Source organism: Streptomyces sp. NPDC048637, assembly GCF_040650675.1.
GTDB lineage: Bacteria > Actinomycetota > Actinomycetes > Streptomycetales > Streptomycetaceae > Streptomyces.
In genome coordinates, this window is record NZ_JBEZHQ010000011.1 from 111,755 (window position 1) to 136,772 (window position 25,018).

General features: G+C 69.8%; 24 protein-coding genes. 6 read left to right on the forward strand and 18 right to left on the reverse strand.

The window, feature by feature from the left end; all coding sequences use genetic code 11:
• The 11 genes from nuoK to AB0C46_RS17035 are packed head-to-tail and all read right to left on the reverse strand — an operon-like array spanning position 1 to position 11,000.
• On the reverse strand, positions 1 to 300 hold the full coding sequence (nuoK, locus tag AB0C46_RS16985; protein WP_018090964.1) for an NADH-quinone oxidoreductase subunit NuoK: 300 nt from the start codon (positions 298 to 300) through the stop codon (positions 1 to 3).
• Positions 297 to 1,169: an NADH-quinone oxidoreductase subunit J gene (locus tag AB0C46_RS16990; protein WP_362828573.1), complete on the reverse strand. Its 873-nt coding sequence runs from the start codon at positions 1,167 to 1,169 to the stop codon at positions 297 to 299. Before AB0C46_RS16990 ends, nuoK begins: the two co-directional genes overlap by 4 nt.
• The gene (gene nuoI / locus AB0C46_RS16995) at positions 1,166 to 1,756 is read right to left on the reverse strand and encodes an NADH-quinone oxidoreductase subunit NuoI (protein WP_362828574.1); all 591 of its coding nucleotides are present in this window, start codon (positions 1,754 to 1,756) and stop codon (positions 1,166 to 1,168) included. The genes AB0C46_RS16990 and nuoI overlap by 4 nt, the downstream gene beginning before the upstream one ends.
• The gene (nuoH, locus tag AB0C46_RS17000; protein ID WP_362828575.1) at positions 1,749 to 3,140 is read right to left on the reverse strand and encodes an NADH-quinone oxidoreductase subunit NuoH; all 1,392 of its coding nucleotides are present in this window, start codon (positions 3,138 to 3,140) and stop codon (positions 1,749 to 1,751) included. Before nuoH ends, nuoI begins: the two co-directional genes overlap by 8 nt.
• Positions 3,137 to 5,644 carry an NADH-quinone oxidoreductase subunit G gene (locus tag AB0C46_RS17005; protein ID WP_362828576.1) on the reverse strand — a complete coding sequence of 836 codons (2,508 nt, stop codon included), beginning with the start codon at positions 5,642 to 5,644 and terminating at the stop codon, positions 3,137 to 3,139. Before AB0C46_RS17005 ends, nuoH begins: the two co-directional genes overlap by 4 nt.
• Positions 5,641 to 7,023: an NADH-quinone oxidoreductase subunit NuoF gene (nuoF, locus tag AB0C46_RS17010; protein ID WP_362828577.1), complete on the reverse strand. Its 1,383-nt coding sequence runs from the start codon at positions 7,021 to 7,023 to the stop codon at positions 5,641 to 5,643. The genes AB0C46_RS17005 and nuoF overlap by 4 nt, the downstream gene beginning before the upstream one ends.
• The gene (gene nuoE, locus AB0C46_RS17015) at positions 7,023 to 7,877 is read right to left on the reverse strand and encodes an NADH-quinone oxidoreductase subunit NuoE (protein WP_362828660.1); all 855 of its coding nucleotides are present in this window, start codon (positions 7,875 to 7,877) and stop codon (positions 7,023 to 7,025) included. The genes nuoF and nuoE overlap by 1 nt, the downstream gene beginning before the upstream one ends.
• 35 nt (positions 7,878 to 7,912) lie before the next feature.
• On the reverse strand, positions 7,913 to 9,289 hold the full coding sequence (locus tag AB0C46_RS17020) for an NADH-quinone oxidoreductase subunit D (protein ID WP_362828578.1): 1,377 nt from the start codon (positions 9,287 to 9,289) through the stop codon (positions 7,913 to 7,915).
• Positions 9,289 to 10,080, reverse strand: a complete 792-nt coding sequence (locus tag AB0C46_RS17025; RefSeq protein ID WP_362828579.1) for an NADH-quinone oxidoreductase subunit C — start codon at positions 10,078 to 10,080, stop codon at positions 9,289 to 9,291. The genes AB0C46_RS17020 and AB0C46_RS17025 overlap by 1 nt, the downstream gene beginning before the upstream one ends.
• Entirely contained in the window at positions 10,077 to 10,631 is a 555-nt protein-coding gene (locus tag AB0C46_RS17030) for an NADH-quinone oxidoreductase subunit B (protein ID WP_189102374.1), read from the reverse strand. The genes AB0C46_RS17025 and AB0C46_RS17030 overlap by 4 nt, the downstream gene beginning before the upstream one ends.
• 9 nt (positions 10,632 to 10,640) lie before the next feature.
• A complete protein-coding gene (locus AB0C46_RS17035) occupies positions 10,641 to 11,000 on the reverse strand; it encodes an NADH-quinone oxidoreductase subunit A (RefSeq protein WP_030262580.1) in 360 nt (119 codons plus the stop codon).
• 725 nt (positions 11,001 to 11,725) lie between these two features.
• Here AB0C46_RS17035 and AB0C46_RS17040 point away from each other — a divergent pair.
• Positions 11,726 to 12,526, forward strand: a complete 801-nt coding sequence (locus tag AB0C46_RS17040) for a C40 family peptidase (protein ID WP_362828580.1) — start codon at positions 11,726 to 11,728, stop codon at positions 12,524 to 12,526.
• A 209-nt stretch (positions 12,527 to 12,735) separates the two neighbouring features.
• On the opposite strand, the gene AB0C46_RS17045 is transcribed toward AB0C46_RS17040, so the two are convergent.
• Positions 12,736 to 14,019: a geranylgeranyl reductase family protein gene (locus AB0C46_RS17045; RefSeq protein WP_127155236.1), complete on the reverse strand. Its 1,284-nt coding sequence runs from the start codon at positions 14,017 to 14,019 to the stop codon at positions 12,736 to 12,738.
• A 135-nt stretch (positions 14,020 to 14,154) separates the two neighbouring features.
• Here AB0C46_RS17045 and AB0C46_RS17050 point away from each other — a divergent pair, with 135 nt between their 5' ends.
• Positions 14,155 to 14,673: a GNAT family N-acetyltransferase gene (locus AB0C46_RS17050; protein WP_362828581.1), complete on the forward strand. Its 519-nt coding sequence runs from the start codon at positions 14,155 to 14,157 to the stop codon at positions 14,671 to 14,673.
• A gap of 420 nt (positions 14,674 to 15,093) precedes the next feature.
• Here AB0C46_RS17050 and AB0C46_RS17055 read toward each other — a convergent pair whose 3' ends face one another.
• The 5 genes from AB0C46_RS17055 to AB0C46_RS17075 form a co-directional block, all read right to left on the reverse strand.
• Positions 15,094 to 15,795 carry a demethylmenaquinone methyltransferase gene (locus tag AB0C46_RS17055; RefSeq protein WP_362828582.1) on the reverse strand — a complete coding sequence of 234 codons (702 nt, stop codon included), beginning with the start codon at positions 15,793 to 15,795 and terminating at the stop codon, positions 15,094 to 15,096.
• A gap of 63 nt (positions 15,796 to 15,858) precedes the next feature.
• A complete protein-coding gene (locus AB0C46_RS17060; RefSeq protein WP_362828583.1) occupies positions 15,859 to 16,497 on the reverse strand; it encodes a hypothetical protein in 639 nt (212 codons plus the stop codon).
• A gap of 39 nt (positions 16,498 to 16,536) precedes the next feature.
• Positions 16,537 to 17,736: a cyclic dehypoxanthinyl futalosine synthase gene (mqnC, locus tag AB0C46_RS17065; protein WP_362828584.1), complete on the reverse strand. Its 1,200-nt coding sequence runs from the start codon at positions 17,734 to 17,736 to the stop codon at positions 16,537 to 16,539.
• Positions 17,737 to 17,868: 132 nt separating this feature from the next.
• Positions 17,869 to 18,303, reverse strand: coding sequence for a hypothetical protein (locus AB0C46_RS17070; RefSeq protein WP_362828585.1), 435 nt, complete (start codon positions 18,301 to 18,303; stop codon positions 17,869 to 17,871).
• A 107-nt stretch (positions 18,304 to 18,410) separates the two neighbouring features.
• Entirely contained in the window at positions 18,411 to 19,313 is a 903-nt protein-coding gene (locus tag AB0C46_RS17075) for a menaquinone biosynthesis protein (protein ID WP_362828586.1), read from the reverse strand.
• Between the two features lie 249 nt (positions 19,314 to 19,562).
• On the opposite strand from AB0C46_RS17075, the gene AB0C46_RS17080 reads away from it, so the two are divergent.
• From AB0C46_RS17080 to AB0C46_RS17090, 3 genes are all read left to right on the forward strand, one after another.
• Positions 19,563 to 19,766 (forward strand): cold-shock protein, encoded by a 204-nt coding sequence (locus AB0C46_RS17080; RefSeq protein WP_003984261.1) that lies wholly within the window; start codon positions 19,563 to 19,565, stop codon positions 19,764 to 19,766.
• 549 nt (positions 19,767 to 20,315) lie between these two features.
• Complete coding sequence (locus AB0C46_RS17085) at positions 20,316 to 20,453, forward strand: hypothetical protein (protein ID WP_159481560.1); 138 nt, start codon at positions 20,316 to 20,318, stop codon at positions 20,451 to 20,453.
• A 17-nt stretch (positions 20,454 to 20,470) separates the two neighbouring features.
• A complete protein-coding gene (locus AB0C46_RS17090) occupies positions 20,471 to 20,782 on the forward strand; it encodes a hypothetical protein (RefSeq protein ID WP_362828587.1) in 312 nt (103 codons plus the stop codon).
• Positions 20,783 to 21,190: 408 nt separating this feature from the next.
• On the opposite strand, the gene AB0C46_RS17095 is transcribed toward AB0C46_RS17090, so the two are convergent.
• Positions 21,191 to 23,137 carry an AMP-dependent synthetase/ligase gene (locus tag AB0C46_RS17095; RefSeq protein ID WP_362828588.1) on the reverse strand — a complete coding sequence of 649 codons (1,947 nt, stop codon included), beginning with the start codon at positions 23,135 to 23,137 and terminating at the stop codon, positions 21,191 to 21,193.
• Positions 23,138 to 23,839: 702 nt separating this feature from the next.
• On the opposite strand from AB0C46_RS17095, the gene AB0C46_RS17100 reads away from it, so the two are divergent.
• Positions 23,840 to 24,847 carry a WYL domain-containing protein gene (locus AB0C46_RS17100; RefSeq protein WP_362828589.1) on the forward strand — a complete coding sequence of 336 codons (1,008 nt, stop codon included), beginning with the start codon at positions 23,840 to 23,842 and terminating at the stop codon, positions 24,845 to 24,847.
• Positions 24,848 to 25,018: the final 171 nt, after the last annotated feature.

Sequence of the window (25,018 nt, forward strand, 5' to 3'; positions counted from 1 at the left end):
TTACAGCTTCATCAGGCTGGCGTCGTCGACCGAGGCCGTATGACGGGTGCGGAAGATCGACACGATGATCGCCAGGCCGACCACGACCTCGGCCGCGGCGACGACCATCGTGAAGAAGGCGATGATCTGGCCGTCCAGATTCCCGTGCATCCGCGAGAAGGTGACGAAGGCGAGATTGCAGGCGTTGAGCATCAGCTCGATGCACATGAACACCACGATGGCGTTCCGCCTGATCAGCACTCCGGCCGCGCCGATCGTGAACAACAGGGCGGCGAGATAGAGGTAGTAGACCGGGTTCATTTCTTGGCCCCCTCCTTGTGCTCCTTCGGCGTCGCGCCACCGGACGACGGCGGGCCGGGCTCGTCCTCGGAGCCCCGGCCCAGCCAGTCCTCGGAGCGCCGCTCCAGCGCCTTCAGCTCGGCGAGCGACGCACCGGAGACATCGCGCATCTGGCCGCGCTCCCGCAGCGTCGGATTGACGCTGAGCTCGGACACGGTGCCGTCGGGCAGCAGGCCCGGAATGTCGACGGCGTTGTGCCGGGCGTAGACACCGGGGGCGGGCAGCGGCGGTACCTGCTTGCCCTCGCGGATCCGGGCCTCGGACTGCTCACGCTGCGTCTTGGCCCGCTCCGTGCGCTCCCGGTGGGTGAGCACCATCGCACCGACGGCCGCCGTGATCAGCAGGGCGCCGGTGACTTCGAAGGCAAAGACGTACTTGGTGAAGATGAGCGCCGCCAGGCCCTGCACATTGCCGCCGGCGTTGGCCTCGCCCAGGCCGTTGAACTCCTTGAGCGAGGCGTTGCCGATACCGGCGATCAGCAGGATGCCGAAGCCGAGGCCCAGTCCGGCGGCGAGCCAGCGCTGGCCCTTGAGCGTCTCCTTGAGGGAGTCCGCCGCGGTGACACCGACCAGCATGACGACGAACAGGAACAGCATCATGATCGCGCCGGTGTAGACGACGATCTGGACGACGCCGAGGAAGTACGCGCCGTTGGCGAGGTAGAAGACCGCCAGCACGATCATGGTCCCGGCGAGCGAGAGGGCGCTGTGCACGGCGCGCTTCATCAGGATCGTGCACAGCGCGCCGCCGACGGCGACGATGCCCAGGATCCAGAACTGCACGGCCTCCCCCGTGGAGGTCATGGAGGCCGCGGCGGCGAGGCCGGTCATGCTTTCGCCTCCTTCGCCTGCGACGTCCCGTCGTCCTTCTCGCCCTTGGAGGCCGCGACCTGACGGACGGTCCCCGGCGCGGCCTCGGTCACCAGGCCCTTGTAGTAGTCCTTCTCCGTCATGCCGGGGTAGATCGCATGCGGGCTGTCGACCATGGTCTCCTCCAGGCCCGCGAGCAGCTCCTCCTTGGTGTAGATGAGCGATTCGCGGGACCGGTCGGCGAGTTCGTACTCATTGGTCATGGTCAGCGCGCGGGTCGGGCAGGCCTCCACGCACAGACCGCACAGGATGCAGCGCAGATAATTGATCTGGTAGACGCGGCCGTAGCGCTCACCCGGGGAGTAGCGCTCCTCGTCGGTGTTGTCCGCGCCCTCGACATAGATCGCGTCCGCCGGGCAGGCCCAGGCGCACAGCTCGCAGCCGATGCACTTCTCCAGCCCGTCCGGATGGCGGTTGAGCTGATGCCGGCCGTGGAAACGCGGCGCCGTCGGCTTCTTCTCCTCCGGGTACTGCTCGGTCAGCCGCTTCTTGAACATGGCCTTGAAGGTCACGCCGAAGCCGGCCACGGGGTTCTGGAACTCAGGCACCGTCGCCCCCCTTTCCATCGTTTCCGATTCCGTCACTGACAGTGTCCGACCCGCCACTGACAATCAGCTCCCGCTCCCGGCGCGGTCTGCGGCGCGGCACGGGCGGCAGGCTCTGTCCGGGCAGCGGCGGTACGGGGAAGCCGCCCGCCATCGGGTCGAAGGCCCCGTCGCCGTCCGTCTCCTCCTCCTTCTCGGCGCGCCGGAAGAAGTCCACGAGGAGGGAGATCAGCAGCAGCACGACGGCACTGCCGGCGACGTACAGCACGATCTGGGAGAAGTTGTAGCCCTCGTTCTTCAGCGCCCGTACGGAGGCGACCAGCATCAGCCAGACCAGCGAGACCGGGATGAGGACCTTCCAGCCCAGCTTCATGAACTGGTCGTAGCGCACCCGGGGAAGGGTGCCGCGCAGCCAGATGAAGAAGAACAGCAGCAGCTGCACCTTGATCGTGAACCAGAGCAGCGGCCACCAGCCGTGGTTCGCACCTTCCCAGAAGGTGGAGATCGGCCAGGGTGCCTTCCAGCCGCCCAGGAAGAGGGTGATCGCGACGGCCGAGACGGTCACCATGTTGATGTACTCGGCGAGCATGAACATCGCGAACTTGATGGACGAGTACTCGGTGTTGAAGCCGCCGACGAGGTCGCCCTCGGACTCCGGCATGTCGAACGGCGCGCGGTTGGTCTCGCCCACCATCGCGACGATGTAGATGATGAAGGACACCGGCAGCAGCAGGATGTACCACCGGTTCTGCTGCGACTCCACGATGGTCGACGTCGACATCGACCCGGAGTAGAGGAACACCGCCGCGAACGACATCCCCATCGCGATCTCGTACGAGATCATCTGCGCGCACGAGCGCAGCCCGCCGAGCAGCGGATAGGTCGAGCCGGAGGACCAGCCCGCCAGCACGATGCCGTAGATGCCGACCGAGGCCGTGGCCAGGATGTAGAGGATGCCGATCGGCAGGTCCGTCAGCTGCATCGGGGTGCGGACCCCGAAGATCGAGATCTCGTTGCCGGCCGGGCCGAAGGGGATCACCGCGATCGCCATGAAGGCCGGGATGGCCGCCACGACCGGCGCGAGGACGTAGACCAGCTTGTCGGCCCGCTTGACGACCAGGTCCTCCTTCAGCATCAGCTTGATGCCGTCGGCGAGGGACTGCAGCATCCCCCAGGGTCCGTGCCGGTTGGGGCCGATGCGCAGCTGCATCCAGGCGACGACCTTGCGTTCCCAGACGATCGAGAACAGCACCGTCAGCATCAGGAACGCGAAGCAGAAGACCGCCTTGATGAGGACGAGCCACCACGGGTCGCGGCCGAACATCGACAGGTCTTCCTGGGCCAGCGCGCTGCCGGCCGCGGCGAGTTGATCGAGCTGCTGCATCATGCGTCCACCTCCTCGGCCGGCTCCGGCGTGCCCGGGGCGGCGGAGATCTTCACCAGGTCACCGGGCCGGGCCCCGGTATCGGCGGCGACGCCGCCGCCCGTGGAGTTGAGCGGCAGCCACACCACCCGGTCGGGCATCGGCGTGACCTGGAGCGGCAGCCGGACCGAGCCGGCCGGCCCGGTGACCGCCAGCAGATCCCCGTCCTTGACGCCGGTCTCCTGCGCGGTGATCTCCGACAGCCGGGCGACCGCGGCGTGCCGGGTACCGGCCAGCGCCTCATCGCCTTCCTGGAGCAGCCCCTGGTCCAGCAGGAGCCGGTGGCCGGCGAGGACGGCCTCACCGCTGTCGGGGCGGGGCAGCGGACGCCCCCTCTCCACGGGCTCGCCCGCGTAGGGGCCGTCCCAGCCGCCGAGCCGGTCCAGTTCGCGGCGTACGGCGCGGATGTCCGGCAGTGCCAGATGAACGTCAAGGGCGTCGGCGAGCATGTGCAGCACCCGCGAGTCCGACAGCAGATGCCGGCGGGTCATCTGGTCCGGTTTGAGCGCGGCCTCGAACAGCCGCGCCCGGCCCTCCCAGTTGAGGAAGGTGCCCGCCTTCTCCACCACGGCCGCCACCGGGAAGACCACATCCGCCCGTTCGGTGACCTGCGAGGGCCGCAGCTCCAGGCTGACCAGGAAGCCGATCTGGTCCAGCGCGGCCAGCGCGCGGGCCGGGTCCGGCAGGTCCGCGACCTCGACGCCCGCCACGAGAAGCGCACTGAGCTCGCCGGTCGCCGCGGCCTCGATGATCTGGCCGGTGTCCCGGCCGTGCCGGTGCGGCAGTGCGGCCACGCCCCAGGCGGCGGCGACCTCGTCGCGGGCCCGCGGATCGGTGGCCGGCCGGCCGCCCGGCAGCAGACCGGGCAGTGCGCCCGCCTCGACGGCCCCGCGCTCGCCCGCCCGCCGGGGGATCCACACCAGGCGGGCCCCGGTGGCCGACGCCATCCGGATCGCGGCGGTCAGCGCACCGGGCACCGCCGCCAGCCGCTCACCGACGATGATCACCGAGCCGTCGGCCCGCAGCGCCTCGGCCGCGGTACGGCCCTCGCCCTCCAGGCCGACACCGCCCGCGAGCGCGTCCAGCCATTCGGTCTCCGTACCGGGCGCGGACGGCAGCAGCGTCCCGCCGGCTTTGATCAGTCCGCGCGAGGCGTAACCGGCCAGCCCGTAGGTGCGCTGACCGCTCCTGCGGTGCGCCTTGCGCAGCCGCAGGAAGACGCCCGGGGCCTCCTCCTCGGCCTCGATTCCGGCCAGCAGGACGGCCGGTGCCTTCTCCAGCGCGGTGTACGTGACACCCCCGCCGTCCAGGTCACGGCCGCGGCCGGCGACCCGGGACGCCAGGAAGTCGGCCTCCTCGGCGCTGTGCGCCCGCGCCCGGAAATCGATGTCGTTGGTGCCGAGCGCGATCCTGGCGAACTTGGCGTAGGCGTAGGCGTCCTCGACGGTCAGCCGGCCGCCGGTCAGCACGCCGGTCCGCCCCTTGGCCGCGGCCAGCCCGCGGGCCGCCGCCTCCAGAGCAGCGGGCCAGCTCGCCGGCTCCAGTTCGCCGGACTCCGGGTTGCGTACGAGAGGGTGGTCCAGCCGGTCGCGCTGCTGCGCGTACCGGAAGGCGAACCGCCCCTTGTCGCAGATCCACTCCTCGTTGACCTCGGGGTCGTCGGCCGCCAGCCGCCGCATCACCTTGCCGCGCCGGTGGTCCGTACGGGTCGCGCAGCCGCCCGCGCAGTGCTCGCACACCGACGGCGAGGAGACCAGGTCGAAGGGGCGGGAGCGGAAGCGGTACGCGGCGGAGGTGAGCGCGCCGACCGGGCAGATCTGGATGGTGTTGCCGGAGAAGTACGACTGGAAGGGGTCGCCCTCTCCGGTGCCGACCTGCTGGAGGGCGCCGCGTTCGACGAGCTCGATCATCGGGTCGCCGGCGATCTGGTTGCTGAAGCGGGTGCAGCGCGCGCACAGCACACACCGCTCACGGTCCAGCAGCACCTGGGTGGAGATCGGCACCGGCTTTTGGAAGGTGCGCTTCTTGCCCTCGAAGCGCGACTCCGGGTCGCCGACCTGCATCGCCTGGTTCTGCAGCGGGCACTCGCCGCCCTTGTCGCAGACCGGGCAGTCCAGCGGATGGTTGATCAGCAGCAGCTCCATCACCCCGCGCTGGGCCTTCTCGGCCACCGGGGAGGTCAGCTGCGACTTGACGACCATGCCGTCGGTGCAGGTGATGGTGCAGGAGGCCATCGGCTTGCGCTGGCCCTCGACCTCCACGATGCACTGCCGGCAGGCGCCCGCCGGGTCCAGCAGCGGGTGGTCGCAGAAGCGCGGGATCTCGATGCCGAGGAGCTCCGCGGCACGGATGACCAGCGTCCCCTTGGGAACGGAGATCTCGATGCCGTCGATCGTCAGGGTGACGAGGTCCTCCGGCGGGACCGCGGCCTCGCCGCCCCCGGTGGGAGCGTTGGTGGTGACGGTCATGCTTTCACCCCCAGGTGAGCGTCGTTGTCGCCCCACAGGGTCGACTTGGCCGGGTCGAAGGGGCAGCCCTTGCCGGTGATGTGCTGCTCGTACTCCTCGCGGAAGTACTTGAGCGAGGAGAAGATCGGCGAGGCGGCGCCGTCGCCGAGGGCGCAGAAGGACTTGCCGTTGATGTTGTCGGCGATGTCGTCGATCTTGTCGAGGTCGCCCAGCTGCCCCTTGCCCGCCTCGACGTCGCGCAGCAACTGCACCAGCCAGTAGGTCCCTTCGCGGCAGGGTGTGCACTTGCCGCAGGACTCGTGCGCATAGAACTCGGTCCAGCGGGTGACCGCCCGGACCACACAGGTGGTCTCGTCGAAGCACTGAAGCGCCTTGGTGCCGAGCATCGAACCGGCCGCGCCGACGCCCTCGTAGTCGAGGGGGACATCGAGGTGCTCATCGGTGAACATCGGCGTCGAGGAGCCGCCCGGCGTCCAGAACTTCAGCCGGTGGCCGCGGCGGATACCGCCGCTCATGTCCAGCAGCTGGCGCAGGGTGATGCCCAACGGGGCCTCGTACTGGCCCGGGTTGGCGACATGGCCGCTGAGCGAGTAGAGCGTGAAGCCCGGGGACTTCTCGCTGCCCATCGACCGGAACCAGTCCTTGCCCCTGTTCATGATCGCGGGAACCGACGCGATGGATTCGACGTTGTTCACGACAGTGGGGCAGGCGTACAGGCCCGCCACCGCCGGGAAGGGGGGACGCAGCCGGGGCTGTCCGCGACGGCCCTCCAGGGAGTCGAGCAGCGCGGTCTCCTCACCGCAGATGTAGGCGCCCGCGCCCGCGTGCACGATCACGTCCAGGTCGAGCCCCGAGCCCAGGATGTTCTTCCCGAGGAAGCCCGCCGCATAGGCCTCGCGCACGGCCTCATGCAGCCGCCGCAGCACGGGCACGACCTCACCGCGCAGATAGATGAAGGCGTGGTTCGACCGGATCGCATGGCAGGCGATCACGATGCCCTCGATGAGGGAGTGCGGGTTCGCGAAGAGCAGCGGGATGTCCTTGCAGGTCCCGGGCTCCGACTCATCGGCGTTGACCACGAGATAGTGCGGTTTGCCGTCGCCCTGCGGGATGAACTGCCACTTCATCCCGGTCGGGAAGCCCGCGCCGCCGCGGCCGCGCAGCCCGGAGTCCTTGACGTAGGCGATGACCTCGTCCGGGGGCATGGCCAGGGCCTTGCGCAGTCCCTCGTAGCCCTCGTGCCGGCGGTAGGTCTCCAGCGTCCAGGACGCGGACTGGTCCCAGAAGGCGGACAGGACAGGCGTCAGAAGCTTCTCGGGGTGGATGTCCCCGCCGGCCTCGTGCCGGGAGGCACCCCCGTGTTCGGCTGCCACCGTCATCACTCCCCCTCCTCTGCTGTGGGGCCGGCCGGGTGCTGGTCATCCGAGGCCGACGTCTGCTGCGGTGCGTCGTGGGAGCTGGGGTGGCCCGCGGGCGCCTCGTCCGCGGGGTGCCCGGACGGGGGCTCGTCGGCGGGCGGGCCGTCGGCCGTGGTCCGCGGGGAGACGACGTGGTCGGCGCCGCGGCCGGGGACGGCCTCGCCCTTGGCCAGCCGCAGTCCGATCAGTGAGGCGGGGCCCGCGCTGCCGGTGGCCTCGACGGCGCCCGGCCGCTCGTCCGGGAAACCGGCGAGCATCCGGGCCGTCTCCTTGAACGTGCACAGCGGTGCGCCGCGGGTGGGTTCGACGGTCCGGCCGGCCCGCAGGTCGTCGACCAGCTGCCGGGCGGACTCCGGCGTCTGGTTGTCGAAGAACTCCCAGTTGACCATCACGACCGGGGCGAAGTCGCAGGCCGCGTTGCACTCGATGTGTTCGAGGGTGACCGCGCCGTCCTCGGTGGTCTCGCCGTTGCCGACGCCGAGGTGCTCCTTGAGGTCCTCGAAGATGGCATCGCCGCCCATCACCGCGCAGAGCGTGTTGGTGCAGACCCCGACCTGGTAGTCCCCGCTGCGCTTGCGGCGGTACATGGAGTAGAAGGTCGAGACGGCGGTGACCTCGGCGGTGGTGAGGTCGAGCATCTCGGCGCAGAAGCGGATGCCGGTGCGGGTGACATGCCCTTCCTCGGCCTGTACGAGGTGCAGCAGCGGCAGCAGCGCCGAGCGCGCGCCGGGGTAGCGGGCGATCACCTCCTTGGCGTCCGCTTCGAGCCGGGCCCGTACGTCCGCCGGGTAATCGGGGGCGGGGAGTGCGGGCATGCCCAGCTGCACGTCCTGGTTTGCCGGAGTGGCGTTCACCGGTCGACGCCTCCCATCACGGGGTCGATGGACGCGACGGCGACGATGACGTCGGCGACCTGGCCGCCTTCGCACATCGCCGCCATGGCCTGCAGATTGGTGAAGGACGGGTCGCGGAAGTGCACCCGGTAGGGGCGGGTGCCGCCGTCGCTGACCGCATGCACGCCCAGCTCGCCCTTGGGTGACTCGACGGCCGCGTAGGTCTGTCCCGGCGGGACCCGGAAGCCCTCGGTCACCAGCTTGAAGTGGTGGATCAGGGCCTCCATCGAGGTGCCCATGATCTTCTTGATGTGGTCGAGGGAGTTGCCCAGACCGTCCGGGCCGAGAGCCAGTTGGGCGGGCCAGGCGATCTTCTTGTCCGCGACCATCACCGGGCCGGGCGCCAGCCGGTCCAGGCACTGCTCGACGATCCGCAGCGACTGGCGCATCTCCTCCAGCCGGATCAGGAACCGGCCGTAGGAGTCGCAGGTGTCGGCGGTCGGCACCTCGAAGTCGTAGGTCTCGTAACCGCAGTACGGCTGTGTCTTGCGCAGGTCGTGCGGCAGTCCGGCGGAGCGCACGATGGGCCCGGTGGCACCGGTGGCCATACAGCCGGCCAGGTCGAGATAGCCGATGCCTTCCATCCGGCCCTTGAAAACCGGGTTGCCGGTGGCGAGCTTGTCGTACTCGCCGATGTTCTTCCGCATCTTCTTGACGAACTCACGCACCTGGTCGACCGCGCCCGGAGGCAGGTCCTGGGCGAGGCCGCCGGGCCGGATGTAGGCGTGGTTCATCCGCAGGCCGGTGATCAGCTCGTAGAGGTCGAGGATGAGCTCACGGTCGCGGAAGCCGTAGATCATGATCGTGGTGGCGCCCAGCTCCATCCCGCCGGTGGCGATCGCCACGAGGTGGGAGGACATCCGGTTGAGCTCCATCAGCAGCACGCGGATGACCGAGGCCCGGTCGGGGATCTGGTCGGTGATACCGAGCAGCTTCTCCACGGCCAGGCAGTACGCCGTCTCGTTGAAGAACGGCGTCAGGTAGTCCATCCGCGTCACGAAGGTGGTGCCCTGCGTCCAGGTCCGGTATTCGAGGTTCTTCTCGATGCCGGTGTGCAGATAGCCGATCCCGCAGCGGGCCTCGGTGACGGTCTCACCGTCGATCTCCAGGATCAGCCGGAGCACCCCGTGCGTGGACGGGTGCTGCGGCCCCATGTTGACGATGATCCGCTCGTCGTCGGCCTTCACGGCGGCCGCGGCGATCTCGTCCCAGTCGCCACCGGACACGTTGTAGACGGTGCCCTCGGTGGTCTCGCGGGCCAGGGACTCCCGGGTGTCGAAGTCGCTGGAGGTGCGGTGGCCGGACGAGGAGTGGGAGTGCGGTGCAGTAGTCATCAGCTGTACGACCTCCGCTGGTCGGGAGCCGGAATCTGGGCGCCCTTGTACTCGACGGGGATGCCGCCGAGCGGGTAGTCCTTGCGCTGCGGGAAGCCCTGCCAGTCGTCCGGCATCATGATCCGGGTCAGCGCCGGGTGGCCGTCGAAAACGATTCCGAAGAAGTCGTAGGTCTCCCGCTCGTGCCAGTCGTTGGTCGGATAGACCTCCACGAGCGAGGGCACATGCGGGTCGGCGTCCGGGGCGGAGACCTCCAGCCGGATCAGCCGGTTGTGGGTGATCGAGCGCAGGTGGTAGACGGCGTGCAGCTCGCGGCCCTTGTCGCCGGGGAAGTGCACCCCGCTCACCCCCGTGCACAGCTCGAAGCGCAGCGCCGGGTCGTCGCGCAGGATCCCGGCGACGGCCGGCAGGTAGCTGCGCTCGATGTGGAAGGTCAGCTCATCGCGGTCCACGACGGTCTTCTCGATGACGTTCTCGGGGACCAGCCCCTGTTCGTCGAGGGCGCCCTCCAGCTCATCGGCGATCTCGTCGAACTCGCCGTAGCCGTCCTCCTTGCCGCGCGGTCCGCCGTACGGCCGCCGGCTCTCGCCGGGCAGCCGGACGGTGCGGACCAGGCCGCCGTAGCCGCTGGTGTCGCCGCCGTTGCTGGCGCCGAACATCCCGCGGCGGGTGCCGATCACCTCACCGGTGTCGTCGCGCTGCGCAGGAACGGCCTCATCCTGGCCGTTCTGGCCGTTCTGGCCGTTCTGGCCGTCCGGCTCGGGACGCTCGGGGTTCTTCTGCTCACTCACCGCAGCAGCCCCTTCATCTCGATCAGCGGCAGGGCCTTGAGCGCCGCTTCCTCCGCCTCGCGGGCGGCCTGCTCCTGATTGACCCCGAGCTTGGTGTTCTGGATCTTCTGGTGGAGCTTGAGAATGGCGTCCATCAGCATCTCGGGACGCGGCGGGCAACCCGGCAAATAGATGTCAACGGGAACAATGTGGTCAACGCCCTGCACAATCGCGTAGTTATTGAACATTCCGCCTGACGAGGCGCAAACCCCCATGGAAATCACCCACTTCGGGTCCGGCATCTGGTCGTAGACCTGCCGCAGCACGGGCGCCATCTTCTGGCTCACCCGGCCGGCCACGATCATCAGATCCGCCTGTCGCGGTGAGCCGCGGAAGACCTCCATGCCGAAGCGGGCGAGGTCGTAGCGCCCGGCGCCGGTGGTCATCATCTCGATGGCGCAGCAGGCCAGCCCGAAGGTCGCAGGGAAGACCGAGGATTTGCGCACCCAGCCCGCGGCCTGCTCGACAGTGGTCAGCAAAAAGCCGCTCGGCAGCTTCTCTTCAAGTCCCATGTGTGACCCCTAGTCCCATTCCAGGCCGCCACGACGCCAGACATAGGCGTAGGCGACGAAGACGGTGAGCGCGAAGAGGAGCATCTCGACGAGCCCGAAAAGCCCCAGGGCGTCGAAGGTGACGGCCCAGGGATAGAGGAAGACGATCTCGATGTCGAAGACGATGAAGAGCATCGCCGTCAGGTAGTACTTGATCGGGAAGCGACCGCCACCGGACGGTTGTGGCGTCGGCTCGATTCCGCACTCGTACGCCTCGAGCTTGGCCCGGTTGTAGCGCCTGGGCCCGACGAGGGTGGCCATCACGACGGAGAAGATCGCAAAGCCTGCCCCGAGGGCTCCCAGTACGAGGATGGGCGCGTAAGCGTTCACCGTCCTCGCTCCCTTCAGTCGACGATGACTGGATGGCGGTCCGCTCGGGCCCTCCGGCTGCCCCATGGAGATCATGCCTATGTGAGGCAGTTCACAAGCCCGAGCCGCCTGCATCTTATGCCCGCTGGTCTGTGATCTGCGACACGAGGGTGAACAACGCCTTTGTGATCTCCACCACCCGGCGAAGGATCATGAAGTCGGATGAGCGGTGATCTTCGTACGCGAAGCACGCGAGTGATCACGAGAGGTGACATTCACCCGTGTTACCGCTGCTCAGTGCGGGGTTGCCACTATCAAGTGGTTGCCGCCACGGGCAAATTGGTGCTGGACGCGGCCAACTGCTATATGCGGCAGACCCGTAGCCGCGGCCCGGTCGTGACCCGGTCGTGATCGCCGGTACGTGCTTCCGTTCACGAGCGACCGGCCGAGGCGAGGTCACGGGAACATAACGGACACTCAAGAGTGACCTATCCCACGCTATTTCCAGCACTAAGTGCTTGACGCCCGGGAAGCCTTGGCGTGGCGGATGAGGAAGTGGTAGGCGCCCGCCGGGCCCGCATGGAGCAGCAAATGCCATGCGTAGGAACATGATCGCGAAATTCGGACATCCCGCCGCCGGGCCGGCGGGCGGGCAAAAGTCCGGTTTGTTCGTCGCGTACACGTCAAGTGTGGCGCACTGCACCTTTCTTGGCAGCAACCTGCGGCTCCTGATAGCCGTTATTGCCATGTCCCCGAACGCACTCATACCCAGCCACCGGAAGCCCCGCCGTCCTTCCGCCTCCTCGCGGGCGCTGCGCGCGGGCGTGACTGGTGGCTTCCTCACCCTCGCGGTGACCGGCGCGACCGTGCCGGCCAACGCCGCGGAAAAGCCAGTCTCCGAAACCCAGGAGATGCCGACGATCACGACGGCGCTGGCGACCAGCGCCGCCAGGAGCGCCGACACGGCCAAGCAGGTCGCGTTCAACTACGAGCTTCAGGCGCGCCAGGACAGTGCCGTCTCCCAGGCCGACAAGGCCGCGGAGAAGGACAAGGCCGAGGCCGTGAAGAAGGCCAAGGCCGCGGCGAAGAAGAAGGCCGAGAAGGCCCGTAAGGCCGAGGAGGCCGCGCAGGCCCGCGCCTCGCGCTCCACCGAGCGTTCGACTCTGTCCGCGCCCTCGTCGTCCAGCGCCACCGGCAGCGCCGCCGCGATTATCGCCTTCGCCGAGGCGCAGATCGGCAAGTCCTACGTGCTGGGCTCCAGCGGCCCCTCGTCGTACGACTGCTCCGGCCTGGTCCAGGCTGCGTACAAGCGGGTCGGCATCGACCTGCCGCGGGTGTCGCAGGGCCAGTCCACCCAGGGCACCCAGGTCGGCCTGGACAACCTCCAGCCCGGCGACATCCTCTACTGGGGCAGCGCGGGCAGCGCCTACCACGTCGCCATCTACATCGGCGACGGCAAGTTCATCGGCGCCCAGAACTCGAGCACCGGCATCGTCGAGCGCCCGCTCGACTACGACATGCCCACCGGCGCGGTGCGCGTCCTCTAGGACCCCCACACACTCGGTACCGCAAAAGGACCGCCCCTCTCGCCGCTCGGGAGGGACGGTCCTTTTTCGTGTGCAGTGTCTCCGGGCCGATCGTGTCTCCGGGCCGTCGCGTCCGGCGTCCCCACCGCCCCGTCGTCCGACGGGCGCTTCGGCGCCGGAGGCACGCACGAGGCCGGCACCGGACCTCCGTCCGGGGCCGGCCCCCTGTGTCAGGCCTTCGGGGCGACCTTGCTCAGCCCGTTGATGATGCGGTCCATCGCGTCGCCGCCCGTGGGGTCGGTGAGGTTGGCGAGCATCTTGAGGGTGAAGCGCATCAGCAGCGGGTGGGTCAGACCGCGCTGGGTGGCGATCTTCATGACCTTGGGGTTGCCGATGAGCTTCACAAAGGCGCGGCCCAGGGAGTAGTAGCCGCCGTAGGTGTCCTTGAGGATCTTCGGGTAGCGCTGCAGCGCCAGTTCGCGCTGCGCGTACGTGGCGCGGGCGTGTGCCTGCACGATGACCTCGGCGGCGATCGCACCGGACTCCATGGCGTAGGCGATGCCCTCGCCGTTGAACGGGTTCACCAGCCCGCCCGCGTCACCGACCAGCAGCAGGCCCTTGGTGTAGTGCGGCTGGCGGTTGAAGGCCATGGGGAGGGCGGCGCCGCGGATCGGGCCGGTCATGTTCTCCGGTGTGTAGCCCCAGTCGGCGGGCATCGAGGCACACCACGCCTTGAGGATCTCGCGCCAGTCCAGCTCCTTGAAGGCGGAGCTGGAGTTGAGGATGCCGAGGCCGACATTGCTCGTCCCGTCGCCCATGCCGAAGATCCAGCCATAACCGGGCAGCAGCCGGTCCTGGGCGCCGCGGCGGTCCCACAGCTCCAGCCAGGACTCCAGGTAGTCGTCGTCGTGGCGGGGCGAGGTGAAGTACGTACGGACGGCCACGCCCATGGGGCGGTCCTCGCGCCGGTGCAGGCCCATGGCCAGCGAGAGCCGGGTGGAGTTGCCGTCGGCGGCGACGACCAGCGGGGCGTGGAAGGTGACCGGGGTCTTCTCCTCGCCGAGCTTGGCGTGCACGCCCGTGATGTGGCCGGTCAGCTCGTTGACGATCGGCGCGCCCACATTGCAGCGCTCGTGGAGCCGGGCACCGGCCTTCTGCGCCTGCCGCGCCAGCTGCTCGTCGAAGTCATCGCGCTTACGGACCAGGCCGTAGTCCGGGTACGAGGCCAGCTCCGGCCAGTCGAGCTGGAGCCGGGAGCCGCCGCCGATGATCCGCAGGCCCTTGTTGCGCAGCCAGCCCGCTTCCTCGGAGATGTCGATGCCCATCGCGACCAGCTGCTTGGTGGCGCGCGGGGTCAGCCCGTCGCCGCAGACCTTCTCGCGCGGGAACGCGGTCTTCTCCAGAAGGAGCACATCCAGACCGGACTTGGCGAGGTGATAGGCGGTGGCCGAGCCGGCGGGCCCGGCACCGACGACGATCACATCCGCGCTGTGCTCCGATCGGGCGGGGGTCACGGAATCGGTCACGGACGCGGACTCGGTCACGGCGCTGTCTCCCGGAAGTCGATATCTGGATATCTGGGTGCCGACCGGCACTGGGCATGTGCAGTCTATGGGGGCCTTGGTGATCAGATCCTGAAGGGTTGTCCCATGAAGTCTGCGCACACACCGCTCCCCGCACTCCAACTGCGCGTGCCCACCGAGGAGGACGCGGTGCACTGGCACCGGGTCTTCAACCACCCGGACGTCATGCAATTCCATGGGGGCGCCCCTGCCGAACTCTCGGAGTACGACGAACTCACCGCGCGTCAGCGCCGGCACCACGCGGAGCTGGGCTTCTGCCTGTACACACTGGTGGACCCGGCGGACGGCGCGGTCATCGGCTTCACCGGCGCCCAGCCCTGGCCGCACGAGTGGGGACCGGCGGGTGAGATCGAGATCGGCTGGCGGCTCGGCCGCGCGTACTGGGGCAAGGGCTACGCCACCGCTGCGGCGCAGGCAGCCCTGGAGTCCGTACGGGCGGCCGGGGTCCGGCATGTGGTGGCGATGGTGGCCGCCGAGAACGAGCGGTCGATCGCGGTGACCCGGCGGCTGGGGATGCGGCAGGCGGAGACGGTGATCACGCCGAAGGGACAGCGGAAGGCGTACTGCCACCGGCTGGATCTGTGAGGCACACCGCAACCGGAAAGGGCGCTGCGGATTCTTTCCGCAGCGCCCTTCTCCAGGCTCAGGAAGTTCTCGTACGAGGAGGACTGCGGGGCGTTCGCGATGCCCCCGATGCGCAGGTACGACGTCCCGACCGGCGCCTTGCCGTCGGTCTGGGTGCCCTTCTGGGCCCGTTTCCAGCCATCCTTCAGGCCGAGTGCCGGGCGGGCCGGGCGGGCCGGGCGGGCCGGGCGACTCCAGGGGGCTCCGGGAACCTCAGGGGGCAGCACGAACGGCTGCCGCGGGCGAACCGACAGACATCGCGGTCGCACGCATGGTTCCCGGCAGTGCACGCCCCGTGAAGGGCCGTCGTCCCAGCGCGTCCGAGGACGGTCCCGCCCGCGGCGCCCGGCGTCCGCCGGCGGCGTCCGCCCGCGGCCGGCGTCAGCCCTCGGCCGGCCTGCGCCCCCGGTGCAGCGCCACGACGCCGCCGGTCAGATTGCGCCAGGCCACCTCGGTCCAGCCCACGCCCTGCAGCCGGGCGGCGAGTTCGGGCTGGTTGGGCCAGGTGCGGATGGACTCGGCGAGATAGACATAGGCGTCCGGGTTGCTGCTGACCGCGCGGGCGACCGGCGGCAGCGCGCGCATCAGGTACTCGGTGTAGACGGTCCGGAACGGCGCCCAGGTCGGCTCGCTGAACTCACAGATCACCACCCGGCCACCGGGCTTGGTGACCCGGTACAGCTCCGCCAGCGCGGCATCGGTGTCCTGGATGTTGCGCAGCCCGAAGGAGATGGTGACGGCGTCGAACACCTCGTCCGCGAACGGCAGCCGGGTGCCGTCACCGGCCGTGAACGGCAGCCACGGGTGCCGCTTCTTGCCCTCCCCCAGCATGCCGACGGAGAAGTCGCACGGCACGACGTACGCACCGGTGCGCGCGAACGGCAGCGAGGAGGTGCCGGTACCGGCCGCGAGATCGAGCACCCGCTCGGCGGGCCGTGCGGCCACCGCACGCTCCACCTCCTTGCGCCACAGCCGCGCCTGCCCCAGGGAGAGCACGTCGTTGGTGAGGTCGTACCGCGCCGCCACGTCGTCGAACATCGCGGCGACTTCGTGCGGCTGCTTGTCCAGGGATGCTCGGGTCACCCGGCCATTCTCCACCGTGCCGGCGCCGGGGGACGCACCGGGCACGGCCCGGCACGCCCGCCGTCAGCGGCGGCGGTAGACCAGACGGCCGGCGAGGACGGTGGCCAGGCACGTTCCGGCCCCGTGCAGCCGTAGCGCGCGGGCCGGCGGCTCGTCGACCGGTACGTCGAAGACCGCGAGGTCCGCCGGGCGGCCCTCGGCGAGGTCGCCGCCCAGCACGGCGCTCAGCGGCTGCACGGCAAAGACGTCGAGCGCGGCTGCGGTCTCGCGCCCCTGCCGTGGGTCGCGCACCCGCAGGCCTGAGCGCGCCACGGCCGTGCGCACCGGCGGCCGGTGGAAGGGCCCGGCCACCGCCGTCGTCCCGTGCTGGAGCATGCGCTGCAAGCCGCGCCGGGCGCTCGCGCCCCAGCGCGCCTCGTCCATCGCAAGCGCCGCGAGCGCGTCGCCGGTGAGCGGTGCGGTGCCGAGCGCGTCGGCCTCCCGCGGATCCGGATGGTAGGCCGCTTCGAGCAGCGCCACCGCCTGGTGATTGACCAGGCCGGGCGTCATCAGCCCGGGCCAACGCCGCACCCTGGCCTGCGGCCACTCGGCCGTCATCCGCTCCAGCGTCCCGACGCCCGCGATCACACCGCCGTCGACGGCCACCGCGTCACACCGGGGACCGGCCCCGAACACCGCGTCGGCGGCGTGAATCGTCAGCACGACCGCTCAGCTCACTTTCCAACGCCGCCCGCAGGAGGCTCAGTTGGCCTCGACCAGCTTCAGCTCGGGATGCGCCGTACCGCCCTCGATCGCGGTCGACGACAGATGCGAGACGACCTTGTCGTCGACCGGGTCGTTGGCCGGGTCGTCGTGCACGAGCAGGTGCTCGTAGGTGGTTGCGCGCTGTGCCGGGACCCGGTCCGCCTTGCGGATCAGGTCGATGATCTCCATGCGGTTGGAGCGGTGCTTGGCACCCGCCGAGGAGACCACGTTCTCCTCCAGCATGATCGAGCCGAGGTCGTCCGCGCCGTAGTGCAGCGACAGCTGGCCGATCTCCTTGCCGGTGGTCAGCCACGAGCCCTGGATGTGCGCGATGTTGTCCAGGAAGATCCGGCCGATGGCGATCATGCGCAGGTACTCGAAGAGGGTGGCCTGCGTCTGGCCCTTCAGGTGGTTGTTCTCCGGCTGGTAGGTGTACGGGATGAAGGCGCGGAAGCCGCCTGTACGGTCCTGGACGTCGCGGATCATCCGCAGGTGCTCGATCCGCTCGGCGTTGGTCTCGCCGGTGCCCATCAGCATCGTGGACGTCGACTCCACGCCCAGCTCGTGGGCCGCCTCCATGATCTCCAGCCAGCGCTCACCGGACTCCTTCAGCGGAGCGATGGCCTTGCGGGGGCGGGCCGGCAGCAGCTCGGCACCGGCACCCGCGAAGGAGTCGAGGCCGGCGGCGTGGATGCGCTGGATCGCCTCCTCGACGGACACCTTGGAGATCCGGGCCATGTGCTCGACCTCGGAGGCACCGAGGGAGTGGATGACCAGCTGCGGGAAGGCCTTCTTGATGGCGGAGAAGTGCTCTTCGTAGTACTCCACGCCGTAGTCCGGGTGGTGGCCGCCCTGGAACATGATCTGGGTGCCGCCCAGTTCGACGGTCTCCGCGCAGCGGCGCAGGATGTCGTCGAGGTCGCGGGTCCAGCCCTTGGCGGTGTCCTTCGGCGCGGCGTAGAAGGCGCAGAACCTGCAGGCCGTCACGCACACATTGGTGTAGTTGATGTTGCGTTCGATGATGTACGTCGCGATGTGCTCGGTGCCCGCGTAGCGGCGGCGGCGTACGGCGTCGGCGGCCTGGCCCAGCGCATGCAGCGGAGCGGAGCGGTACAGGTCGAGCGCTTCCTCCGGCGTGATGCGGCCGCCCTGCGCGGCGCGGTCGAGTACGGACTGGAGGTCGGCGTTCTCGGTCACCGGGGCGTCCCTTTCGCAGGCGGGCATCACGAACTGAACCAGCGTACGTCAGGGGTACGACAGCCTCGCTCGCGGCCGGACCGGGGCCCGAACGGCGGCAGAGTGACGGGACGTACCCCTCCACCGCCCTCATCAGTAGTACGGGTTGTACGCCTTCCTGCTGTAACAGGAGGAGACCGGACTGCTGCCCTTGACCTTCTGGAGCTCGATCCGGGCACTGACGATGCCCGAGCTCTCCGACGCGTACGACTTCCACCGCTTGGTCGTGCCGGCTCCGTTGTGGTTCGCACGCCAGGAGTAGGTGGCCCTCTTCCCGGAGCCGGTGACGACATCGAGGCGCACCCGCACCCAGGCGCCGTCCGCCGCCCGATCGTGCGCGCTGAGCCCCACCAGGCCCAGCTTGGTCTTGCCGGTGTACCCCCAGTTCAGCGTGCCTCCCGCACCGCCGCCCGGCGTGCCGCAGTCGACGGTGTTGACGCCGGCCGCACCGGCCGGTCCGGCCGACACCGAGGCGAGCACCGCCACGGCGCCTGCCAGGGCGGCAATGGCACGGGTACGTGTTCTCATGGGTCCCCCTGTTTGCCCTTTTCCAAGATCATTGCGCGGTCGCAGGATCGCGCCCATCCTGCCCGAACCGCGCCGCCCCCCGTGCCCTGGCCGCCGCCGATTGGCAGCTAGCGGGCGGCCGCCGACTCCAGCAGCTCCACCTTCACATCCGCGGGGAACCCGGTCGTCGGCCCGACCCGCCGGGCGAACTCCATGACACCGCCCAGCTGCGCGGGCCCGAAGCGGAAGTCGAGCGTGGTGAAGTAACGCTCCAGGACCGGCTCGTCGAAGGTCTCCCAACGGGCCGCCTGCTCGGCGACCTTGGCGACCTCCTCCAGCGACAGATCACGCGAGGCGAGAAACGCCTCGTGCACCTTCTGCACCACGGCCGGCTCGCGCTCCAGGTACTCGCGCCGGGTCGCCCAGACGGCGAAGACGAACGGCAGGCCCGTCCACTCCTTCCACATCTGGCCGAGGTCGTGCACCTCCAGGCCCAGCCGGGGCCCGTCGTGCAGATTGGCGCGCAGCGCGGCATCGCCGATCAGCACCGCCGCGTCCGCCTCCTGCATCATCAGACCGAGGTCCGGCGGGCAGGTGTAGTACTCGGGCCGCACCCCGATCTTCTCGGCCAGCAGCAGCTGGGCCAGCCGTACGGACGTCCGCGAGGTCGAACCGAGCGCGACCCGGCCACCGTCCAGCTGGTCCAGCGGCTTCTGCGAGACGATCACGCAGGACATGACCGGGCCGTCACAGCCGACGGCGAGGTCGGGGAAGGCGACGAGGTCGTCGGCGGCGCGCAGGAATTCCACGAGCGTGACCGGCGCGATGTCGAGATCCCCGCGGATCAGCTGCTCACTGAGCTTCTCCGGCGTGTCCTTGCTGAGGTCCAGATCGAGCAGGGTGCCCGTACGGGCAAGGCCCCAGTAAAGGGGCAGGCAGTTCAGGAACTGGATGTGGCCCACTCGCGGCCGGCTGCGACGGCGGCCGGCGTCGGCTCCCGCGGGTGCGTCTCCGAAGGTTGAATTGTCCACATGCGGAGGCTAGACCTGTCCCCCTTGGGGCAGAGCGGCGGGTCACCTTATGGACGTTAGTGCGGTTGGTTAAACGTGATCTTTGGCTCTTCCGCCTCAGGAGCAGCACATGCTACGCTCAGCGCAAGTTGCAGTTTGGTTTCCCTTGCAGTACAGAGCCTGCGGAGCATGTGACCCCGCAGGCTCTTGTAGTTTCAGACTTCTTTGCAGGTTCTGGAGCAGGGCAACCCTTTGGCCCAAGGAGGGCTTATGGCTACCGGAACCGTCAAGTGGTTCAACGCTGAAAAGGGCTTCGGCTTCATCGCCCAGGACGGCGGCGGCCCGGATGTCTTCGTCCACTACTCGGCGATCAACGCCTCTGGCTTCCGCTCCCTGGAGGAGAACCAGCAGGTGAACTTCGACGTCACGCAGGGCCCGAAGGGTCCGCAGGCGGAGAACGTTACGCCGGTCTAAGTTGCCCGGCCCGGAATTCTTTCCAGGTCGCCCCTAAGCAGTACCCAAGGAGCCTCGCTCCGCCACTTCGGTGGCGAGCGGGGCTCCTGCCTTTTGTCCGCCGACACCGGCACCGCCACGAATGGCGGCCGCATGAATTCCCGCCGTCCGGCACATGACACACCCGAATGCCACACGCAATCCGGAATTCCCCCCACCCGCGAATGACCGCCCCGGCCCACGGGTGACCTGACGCGGACCGAGGCGATCCTGCCGGGGGAGGAAATCCGGGCAGGCTTACGACCCCGTTCGGCCGAAAGGCCACACCCGGCACGGCCAAGGCATCCGTCCCCCTCCACAGCCGCCATCAGAAACGGCAGGCGGTCGGCCCTCCCCACGGCGAGCGAGCAGCCCGCTCCAGGAACCCCCGGAAGCGCCTCACCCTCGCCCGGCTCGGGAAGCGGCCGGGCTCGCAAGAGGCAGGTGCGGCTGGCGCCCCGGGCAACTGCGTACCGAAGCGATCACGGAAAGTGCTCACATGACAACATGGAGCGGCCTATCTTGGGCAAGATGAGCGAGGACATGCCCCCACAGAAGCCCTGCCCCGACTGTGGCGGCAGCGGCACCGTGGAGTGGGAGACGCCGATGGGCGATGCGGTCACCACGCAGTGTTCCGGTTGCGGTGGCACCGGAACCGTCCTGGCGTAGAGGAGGCAAAGGCAGGCATGGTGGCCTTCGGTGGGAGCGGTAAGCCGGTCGGCCTGGACGCGCAGGACGTCGGCAAACTGCCCTGTTCCACCTGCGGGATACGGTCGATGAAACTGCCCGGCCAACAGGGCGGGTTATGCATTCCCTGCTACGCCGACGAGTGCGCGGCCGCCGGACGGCGCGCGGCGACGGCGGGCTCCTGGGTCGCCGCGAGTTTTGTGGGCGATCCGTGTCTTGCCTGCGGGTCGCGGTCCGTCGACGCCAACGGCTGGGCGTTCTGGTGCAACACCTGCGACATGCAGACGGCTGTGGCGCTGCCACCGCGGTGAGAGGCCCCGCATGGCGGGGCGGGCGGTCGGGCGGTCGGGGGTCGGGCGGACACGAAGGCCGTCGGTCCTGAGTGCCGCATCCACCTGGTAGGCGGGCGCCTCCGACACCACGGGCCGTCGGCCCCGCTCCCCCGGTCTATCCCACTCGGCCGCGCTCGGTTGCACTCAGTCGTGCCCGGTCCTGCTCGGTCAAGCTCAGTCATGCCCGGACAACTCGCCCCGTAGCGGCTGTCCTTGACGGCCTCTTGGCAGGGTGCGGTGGCGCGGGCGAACCCCAAGAACGTCCGGTGTGAAGTCAGCCAGATGCAGCGCCACGGCATTGCAGGTCAGACCCCGTGCCACCTCCCCCACAGAGGTGACACGGGGTTCCAGTTTGACGCGTCGAAGGCTTTTGCTCCAGACCGGGGGTCATCTGCTTTCGTAGAGGGCCGCTATGTCTTTGGCGAAATCGCGGGCGACCGCGGCACGGCGGAGTTTCAGGGACGGGGTGAGATGCCCGGTTTCCGCGGTGAAGTCCACCGGGAGGACGGCGAAGCGGCGGATGGATTCGGCACGGGAAACCAGTTCGTTGGCGTCGTCGACGGCGCGCTGGAGGTCGGCCAGCAGGCGCTCGTCGCGGACGAGTTGCCCGGGCGGCAGGTCCTGCTTCTTGTGCATCTGGCGCCAGTGTGCGAGACCGTCCGGCTCCAGGGTGATCAGCGCAGTGAGGTAAGGGCGGCTGTCGCCGATGACCATGCACTGGCCGACGAGGGGATGCGAGCGGAGACGGTCCTCCAGCGGGGCCGGGGCGACGTTCTTGCCGCCCGTCGTCACGATGATCTCCTTCTTGCGGCCGGTGATGGTGAGGTAGCCGTCCGGGTCGAGAGCTCCGAGGTCACCGGTCGCGAACCAGCCCTGGTCGGTGACGGGGCGGGCCGCACCGAGGGCCGCGTCCCAGTAGCCGGAGAAGACGTGGTCGCCGTGGATCAGGATCTCGCCGTCGTCGGCGATGCGTACGGCGGTGCCGGGGAGTGGCCAGCCGACCGTGCCAATACGGGGCTTGAGGGGCGGGGTGACGGTGGTGGCGGCGGTCGTCTCCGTCAGGCCGTAGCCCTCGAAGATCTCGATGCCGGCGCCGGCGTAGAAGGCGGCGAGGCGGCGGCCGAGAGGTGAACCGCCGCAGAGTACGTGGCGGACCTTGCCGCCGAGGGCGGCGCGGATACGGCGGTAGACGAGGGGGTCGTAGAGCTTGCGGGCGCCCTTGAGTGCAACGCCGGGGCCCGGGCCCGTCCCGTGCTCCTTGGCCTCGACGGCCTCGCCGTAGGAACGGGCGATGCGGACCGCGCGGTCGAAGGAGGCGGCACGGCCCATCTTCTCCGCGGTGGCCCGTCCGGTGTTGAAGACCTTCTCCAGGACATACGGGATGGCCAGCAGGAACGTCGGCCGGAAGCCGGCCAGGTCGGCGAGCAGATCGTCGGTCCGGATGCTGGGGGCGTGGCCGAGGCGGACGCGGGCGCGCAGACAGCCGACGGCGACCATCCGGCCGAAGACATGGGAGAGCGGGAGGAAGAGGAGGGTGGCGGCGGGCTCCTCACTGACCGACTTGAAGACCGGGTGCAGCAGCTCGACGGAGTTGTCGACCTCGGCGAAGAAGTTGGCGTGGGTGAGGGCGCAGCCCTTGGGACGGCCGGTGGTGCCGGAGGTGTAGATGAGGGTGGCGAGGGCGTACGGGCCAGTGGCGGCACGGCGCTGGTCGACCGCCTCGTCCGGCACATCGCGCCCCGCCGAGATGAGTTGGGAGACGGCGCCGGTGTTGAACTGCCAGAGGTGGTCGAGGGCGGGGAGGCCGGTGCGGATGCCGCTGATCAGGCGGGTCTCGTCGACGCCCTCCACGACGCAGGCACGGGCGCCGGAGTCGTGCAGGATCCACTGCGCCTGGTGGGCGGAGGACGTGGGGTAGAGGGGGACGGTGACCAGGCCGGCCGCCCAGGCGGCGAAGTCGACAAGGGTCCACTCGTAGGTCGTACGGGCCATGATCGCGAGCCGGTCGCCGGGGCGGAGGCCGTACGCGATCAGGCCCTTGGCGACGGCGCGTACCTCGGCGGCGAACTCCGCGGCGGTGATGTCGCGCCAGATGCCGGTGGGTTGCTTACGGGCGAGCACGAGATCGCCGGGGGCCTCGTGGGCGTTGAGGAAGGGGAGGTCCCCGAGCGAGCCACTGCGTATGGGCGGGGCCAGCGGGGGGACGTAGACCTCACGGACCGTGCCGTTGACCAGGGCTTTCTGCGGCTCGGTGAGGGTGGGGGCGGAGGTGGGGGCGGAGGTAGGAGTGGGTGCGGTGAGTGATCCGGTGGGTGCACTTTCCTGGTGGGACACGAGCGGCTCCTCGTTTTCCTGTGGAGTGCGGGTTTGCCGTGGGCTGGCGCCGGTGCGCGTACGCGTGGTGGGTGGCGGGTCGGAGGGGACACCCGGTAACCCGTCCTCGGCGCGGGCGACGCGGGTCCCAGAGGTTCATCACCCCGTTGTTCGCTCCGGGTCCTGCGGGCGGCTCACCGGGCATCCCCTCCGACCTCCGTACGTGGGCGACTATCCCGCCGTACCGATCACCGCCACGACCCCCGTTCGGCACCCCTTGGCAGGGACCTGGCCGGGCCACCCGCACCTTCGGCGCGGGCGAGGTGTGAGCCGTGACGGGCAGTGTCACCGGGCGGCAGTCGGCAACGCTGGACGGTTGGAGGGGATGTACCGGTGCCCGCCCGCAGGACTGGAGCGAACGCCGGGGCAATCAATCGCACGGAGCCGCGTCGCCCGCGCCGTGGGGGCACCTCCCGGCCGAAGGCTGGGGGAGGGTACCGGTGCGTCCCCTCCAACCCCCGCGGCAACCACCAACCCCGCAAAACCCCAACCCCCGCGAAACGTACGAAACCCGCAAAACCCCACCCCCCACCCCCAGCGAAACGCACGAGACCCACAAGGCCCCAGCCCCCACCGGCCCCCACGAAGTGCACGAAACCCGCAAAAACCCAGCCCCCCCTCACCACCCCGGCCATTGTCAGTGGCCCCCGGCATGATGGGGACATGCGTGCTGCGCGGCTGATCAAGATGGTGTTGCTGCTCCAGGCGCGGCCGTCGATGACGGGGGCCGAGCTGGCGCGGGAGTTGGAGGTTTCCGAGCGTACGGTCGCCCGGGACGTCCTCTCCCTCTCCGAGGCGGGGGTGCCCGTTTACGCGGACCGTGGCCGGGCGGGCGGCTACCGCCTCATAGGCGGCTACCGCACCCGCCTCACCGGCCTCGGCCGCAGCGAGGCGGAGGCGCTCTTCCTGTCCGGGGTGCCCTCCGCCCTGCGCGAGATGGGGCTCGCGGATGCCGCGTCCGCCGCTCGGCTGAAGGTCTCCGCCGCCCTGCTGCCCGAGCTGCGGGACGCCGCGACGGGCGTCGCCCAGCGCTTCCACCTCGACGCCCCCGCCTGGTACCAGGAGCCCGAGACCCCCACCCTGTTGCCCGCGATCGCCGACGCGGTCTGGGACGACCACCGGATCACCGCCCGCTACCTCCGCAAGGACACCGAGGTGGAGCGGGAGTTGGAGCCGTACGGCCTCGTGCTGAAGGCGGGGGTCTGGTATCTGGCGGCGCGGACGGAGGGGGACTACCGCGTCTACCGGGTCGACCGGTTCACGGCCGTGGCGCTCGCGGAATGCGACCGGGCCGCCGGAGCCGAGGGCGCCGGGGAGCGGTTCATCCGCGATGCGTCCTTCGACCTCCCGGCGTTCTGGGCGGAGCGGGCGGCCCAGTTCGCCCGGTCGATCCTGCGTGAGGAGGTGGTGCTGCGGCTCTCCGCGCGCGGCGTCCACCAGCTGCCGTACGTCACCGAACGCACGGCGGCCCGTGAGGCGATCGCACAAGCGCAGACCACGGGCGGCCCCGACGAGCAGGGCCGGCTGACGGTCACCCTCGCCGTGGAGTCCGGCGACGTCGCCTACGCCCAGCTGCTGGGGCTCGGCCCGGAGGGCGAGATACTCGCGCCCCCCGGGTTGCGTGCACGCTTCGCCGCGGCCGCCCGCCGGACGGCCACGCTGTACACATGACCCGGGGGACGGCTGAGCGGCCTCGCTGAAGTCCGGTGCGGCTGCGCCCCAAAGGGGCGCGGGGAACTGCGCGACCAGCCACGACGCGGCCGCGGACGACGGACGGCGCCTCTCGGCACATCCCGCGTCGCGGAACACGCAGGGCCCCAAGGGCCCAAGACGCCGGCACGC

Coding starts and splice junctions, on each gene's coding strand:
- AB0C46_RS17040 (WP_362828580.1), top strand. CDS start 11,726: ATGTCCCCGAACGCACTCATACCCAGCCACCGGAAGCCCCGCCGTCCT.
- nuoH (WP_362828575.1), bottom strand. CDS start 3,140: ATGATGCAGCAGCTCGATCAACTCGCCGCGGCCGGCAGCGCGCTGGCC.
- AB0C46_RS17005 (WP_362828576.1), bottom strand. CDS start 5,644: ATGACCGTCACCACCAACGCTCCCACCGGGGGCGGCGAGGCCGCGGTC.
- nuoF (WP_362828577.1), bottom strand. CDS start 7,023: ATGACGGTGGCAGCCGAACACGGGGGTGCCTCCCGGCACGAGGCCGGC.
- AB0C46_RS17100 (WP_362828589.1), top strand. CDS start 23,840: ATGCGTGCTGCGCGGCTGATCAAGATGGTGTTGCTGCTCCAGGCGCGG.
- AB0C46_RS17030 (WP_189102374.1), bottom strand. CDS start 10,631: ATGGGACTTGAAGAGAAGCTGCCGAGCGGCTTTTTGCTGACCACTGTC.
- nuoK (WP_018090964.1), bottom strand. CDS start 300: ATGAACCCGGTCTACTACCTCTATCTCGCCGCCCTGTTGTTCACGATC.
- AB0C46_RS16990 (WP_362828573.1), bottom strand. CDS start 1,169: ATGACCGGCCTCGCCGCCGCGGCCTCCATGACCTCCACGGGGGAGGCC.
- AB0C46_RS17090 (WP_362828587.1), top strand. CDS start 20,471: ATGGTGGCCTTCGGTGGGAGCGGTAAGCCGGTCGGCCTGGACGCGCAG.
- nuoE (WP_362828660.1), bottom strand. CDS start 7,877: ATGCCCGCACTCCCCGCCCCCGATTACCCGGCGGACGTACGGGCCCGG.
- AB0C46_RS17050 (WP_362828581.1), top strand. CDS start 14,155: ATGAAGTCTGCGCACACACCGCTCCCCGCACTCCAACTGCGCGTGCCC.
- AB0C46_RS17020 (WP_362828578.1), bottom strand. CDS start 9,289: ATGACTACTGCACCGCACTCCCACTCCTCGTCCGGCCACCGCACCTCC.
- AB0C46_RS17070 (WP_362828585.1), bottom strand. CDS start 18,303: ATGAGAACACGTACCCGTGCCATTGCCGCCCTGGCAGGCGCCGTGGCG.
- AB0C46_RS17085 (WP_159481560.1), top strand. CDS start 20,316: ATGAGCGAGGACATGCCCCCACAGAAGCCCTGCCCCGACTGTGGCGGC.
- AB0C46_RS17080 (WP_003984261.1), top strand. CDS start 19,563: ATGGCTACCGGAACCGTCAAGTGGTTCAACGCTGAAAAGGGCTTCGGC.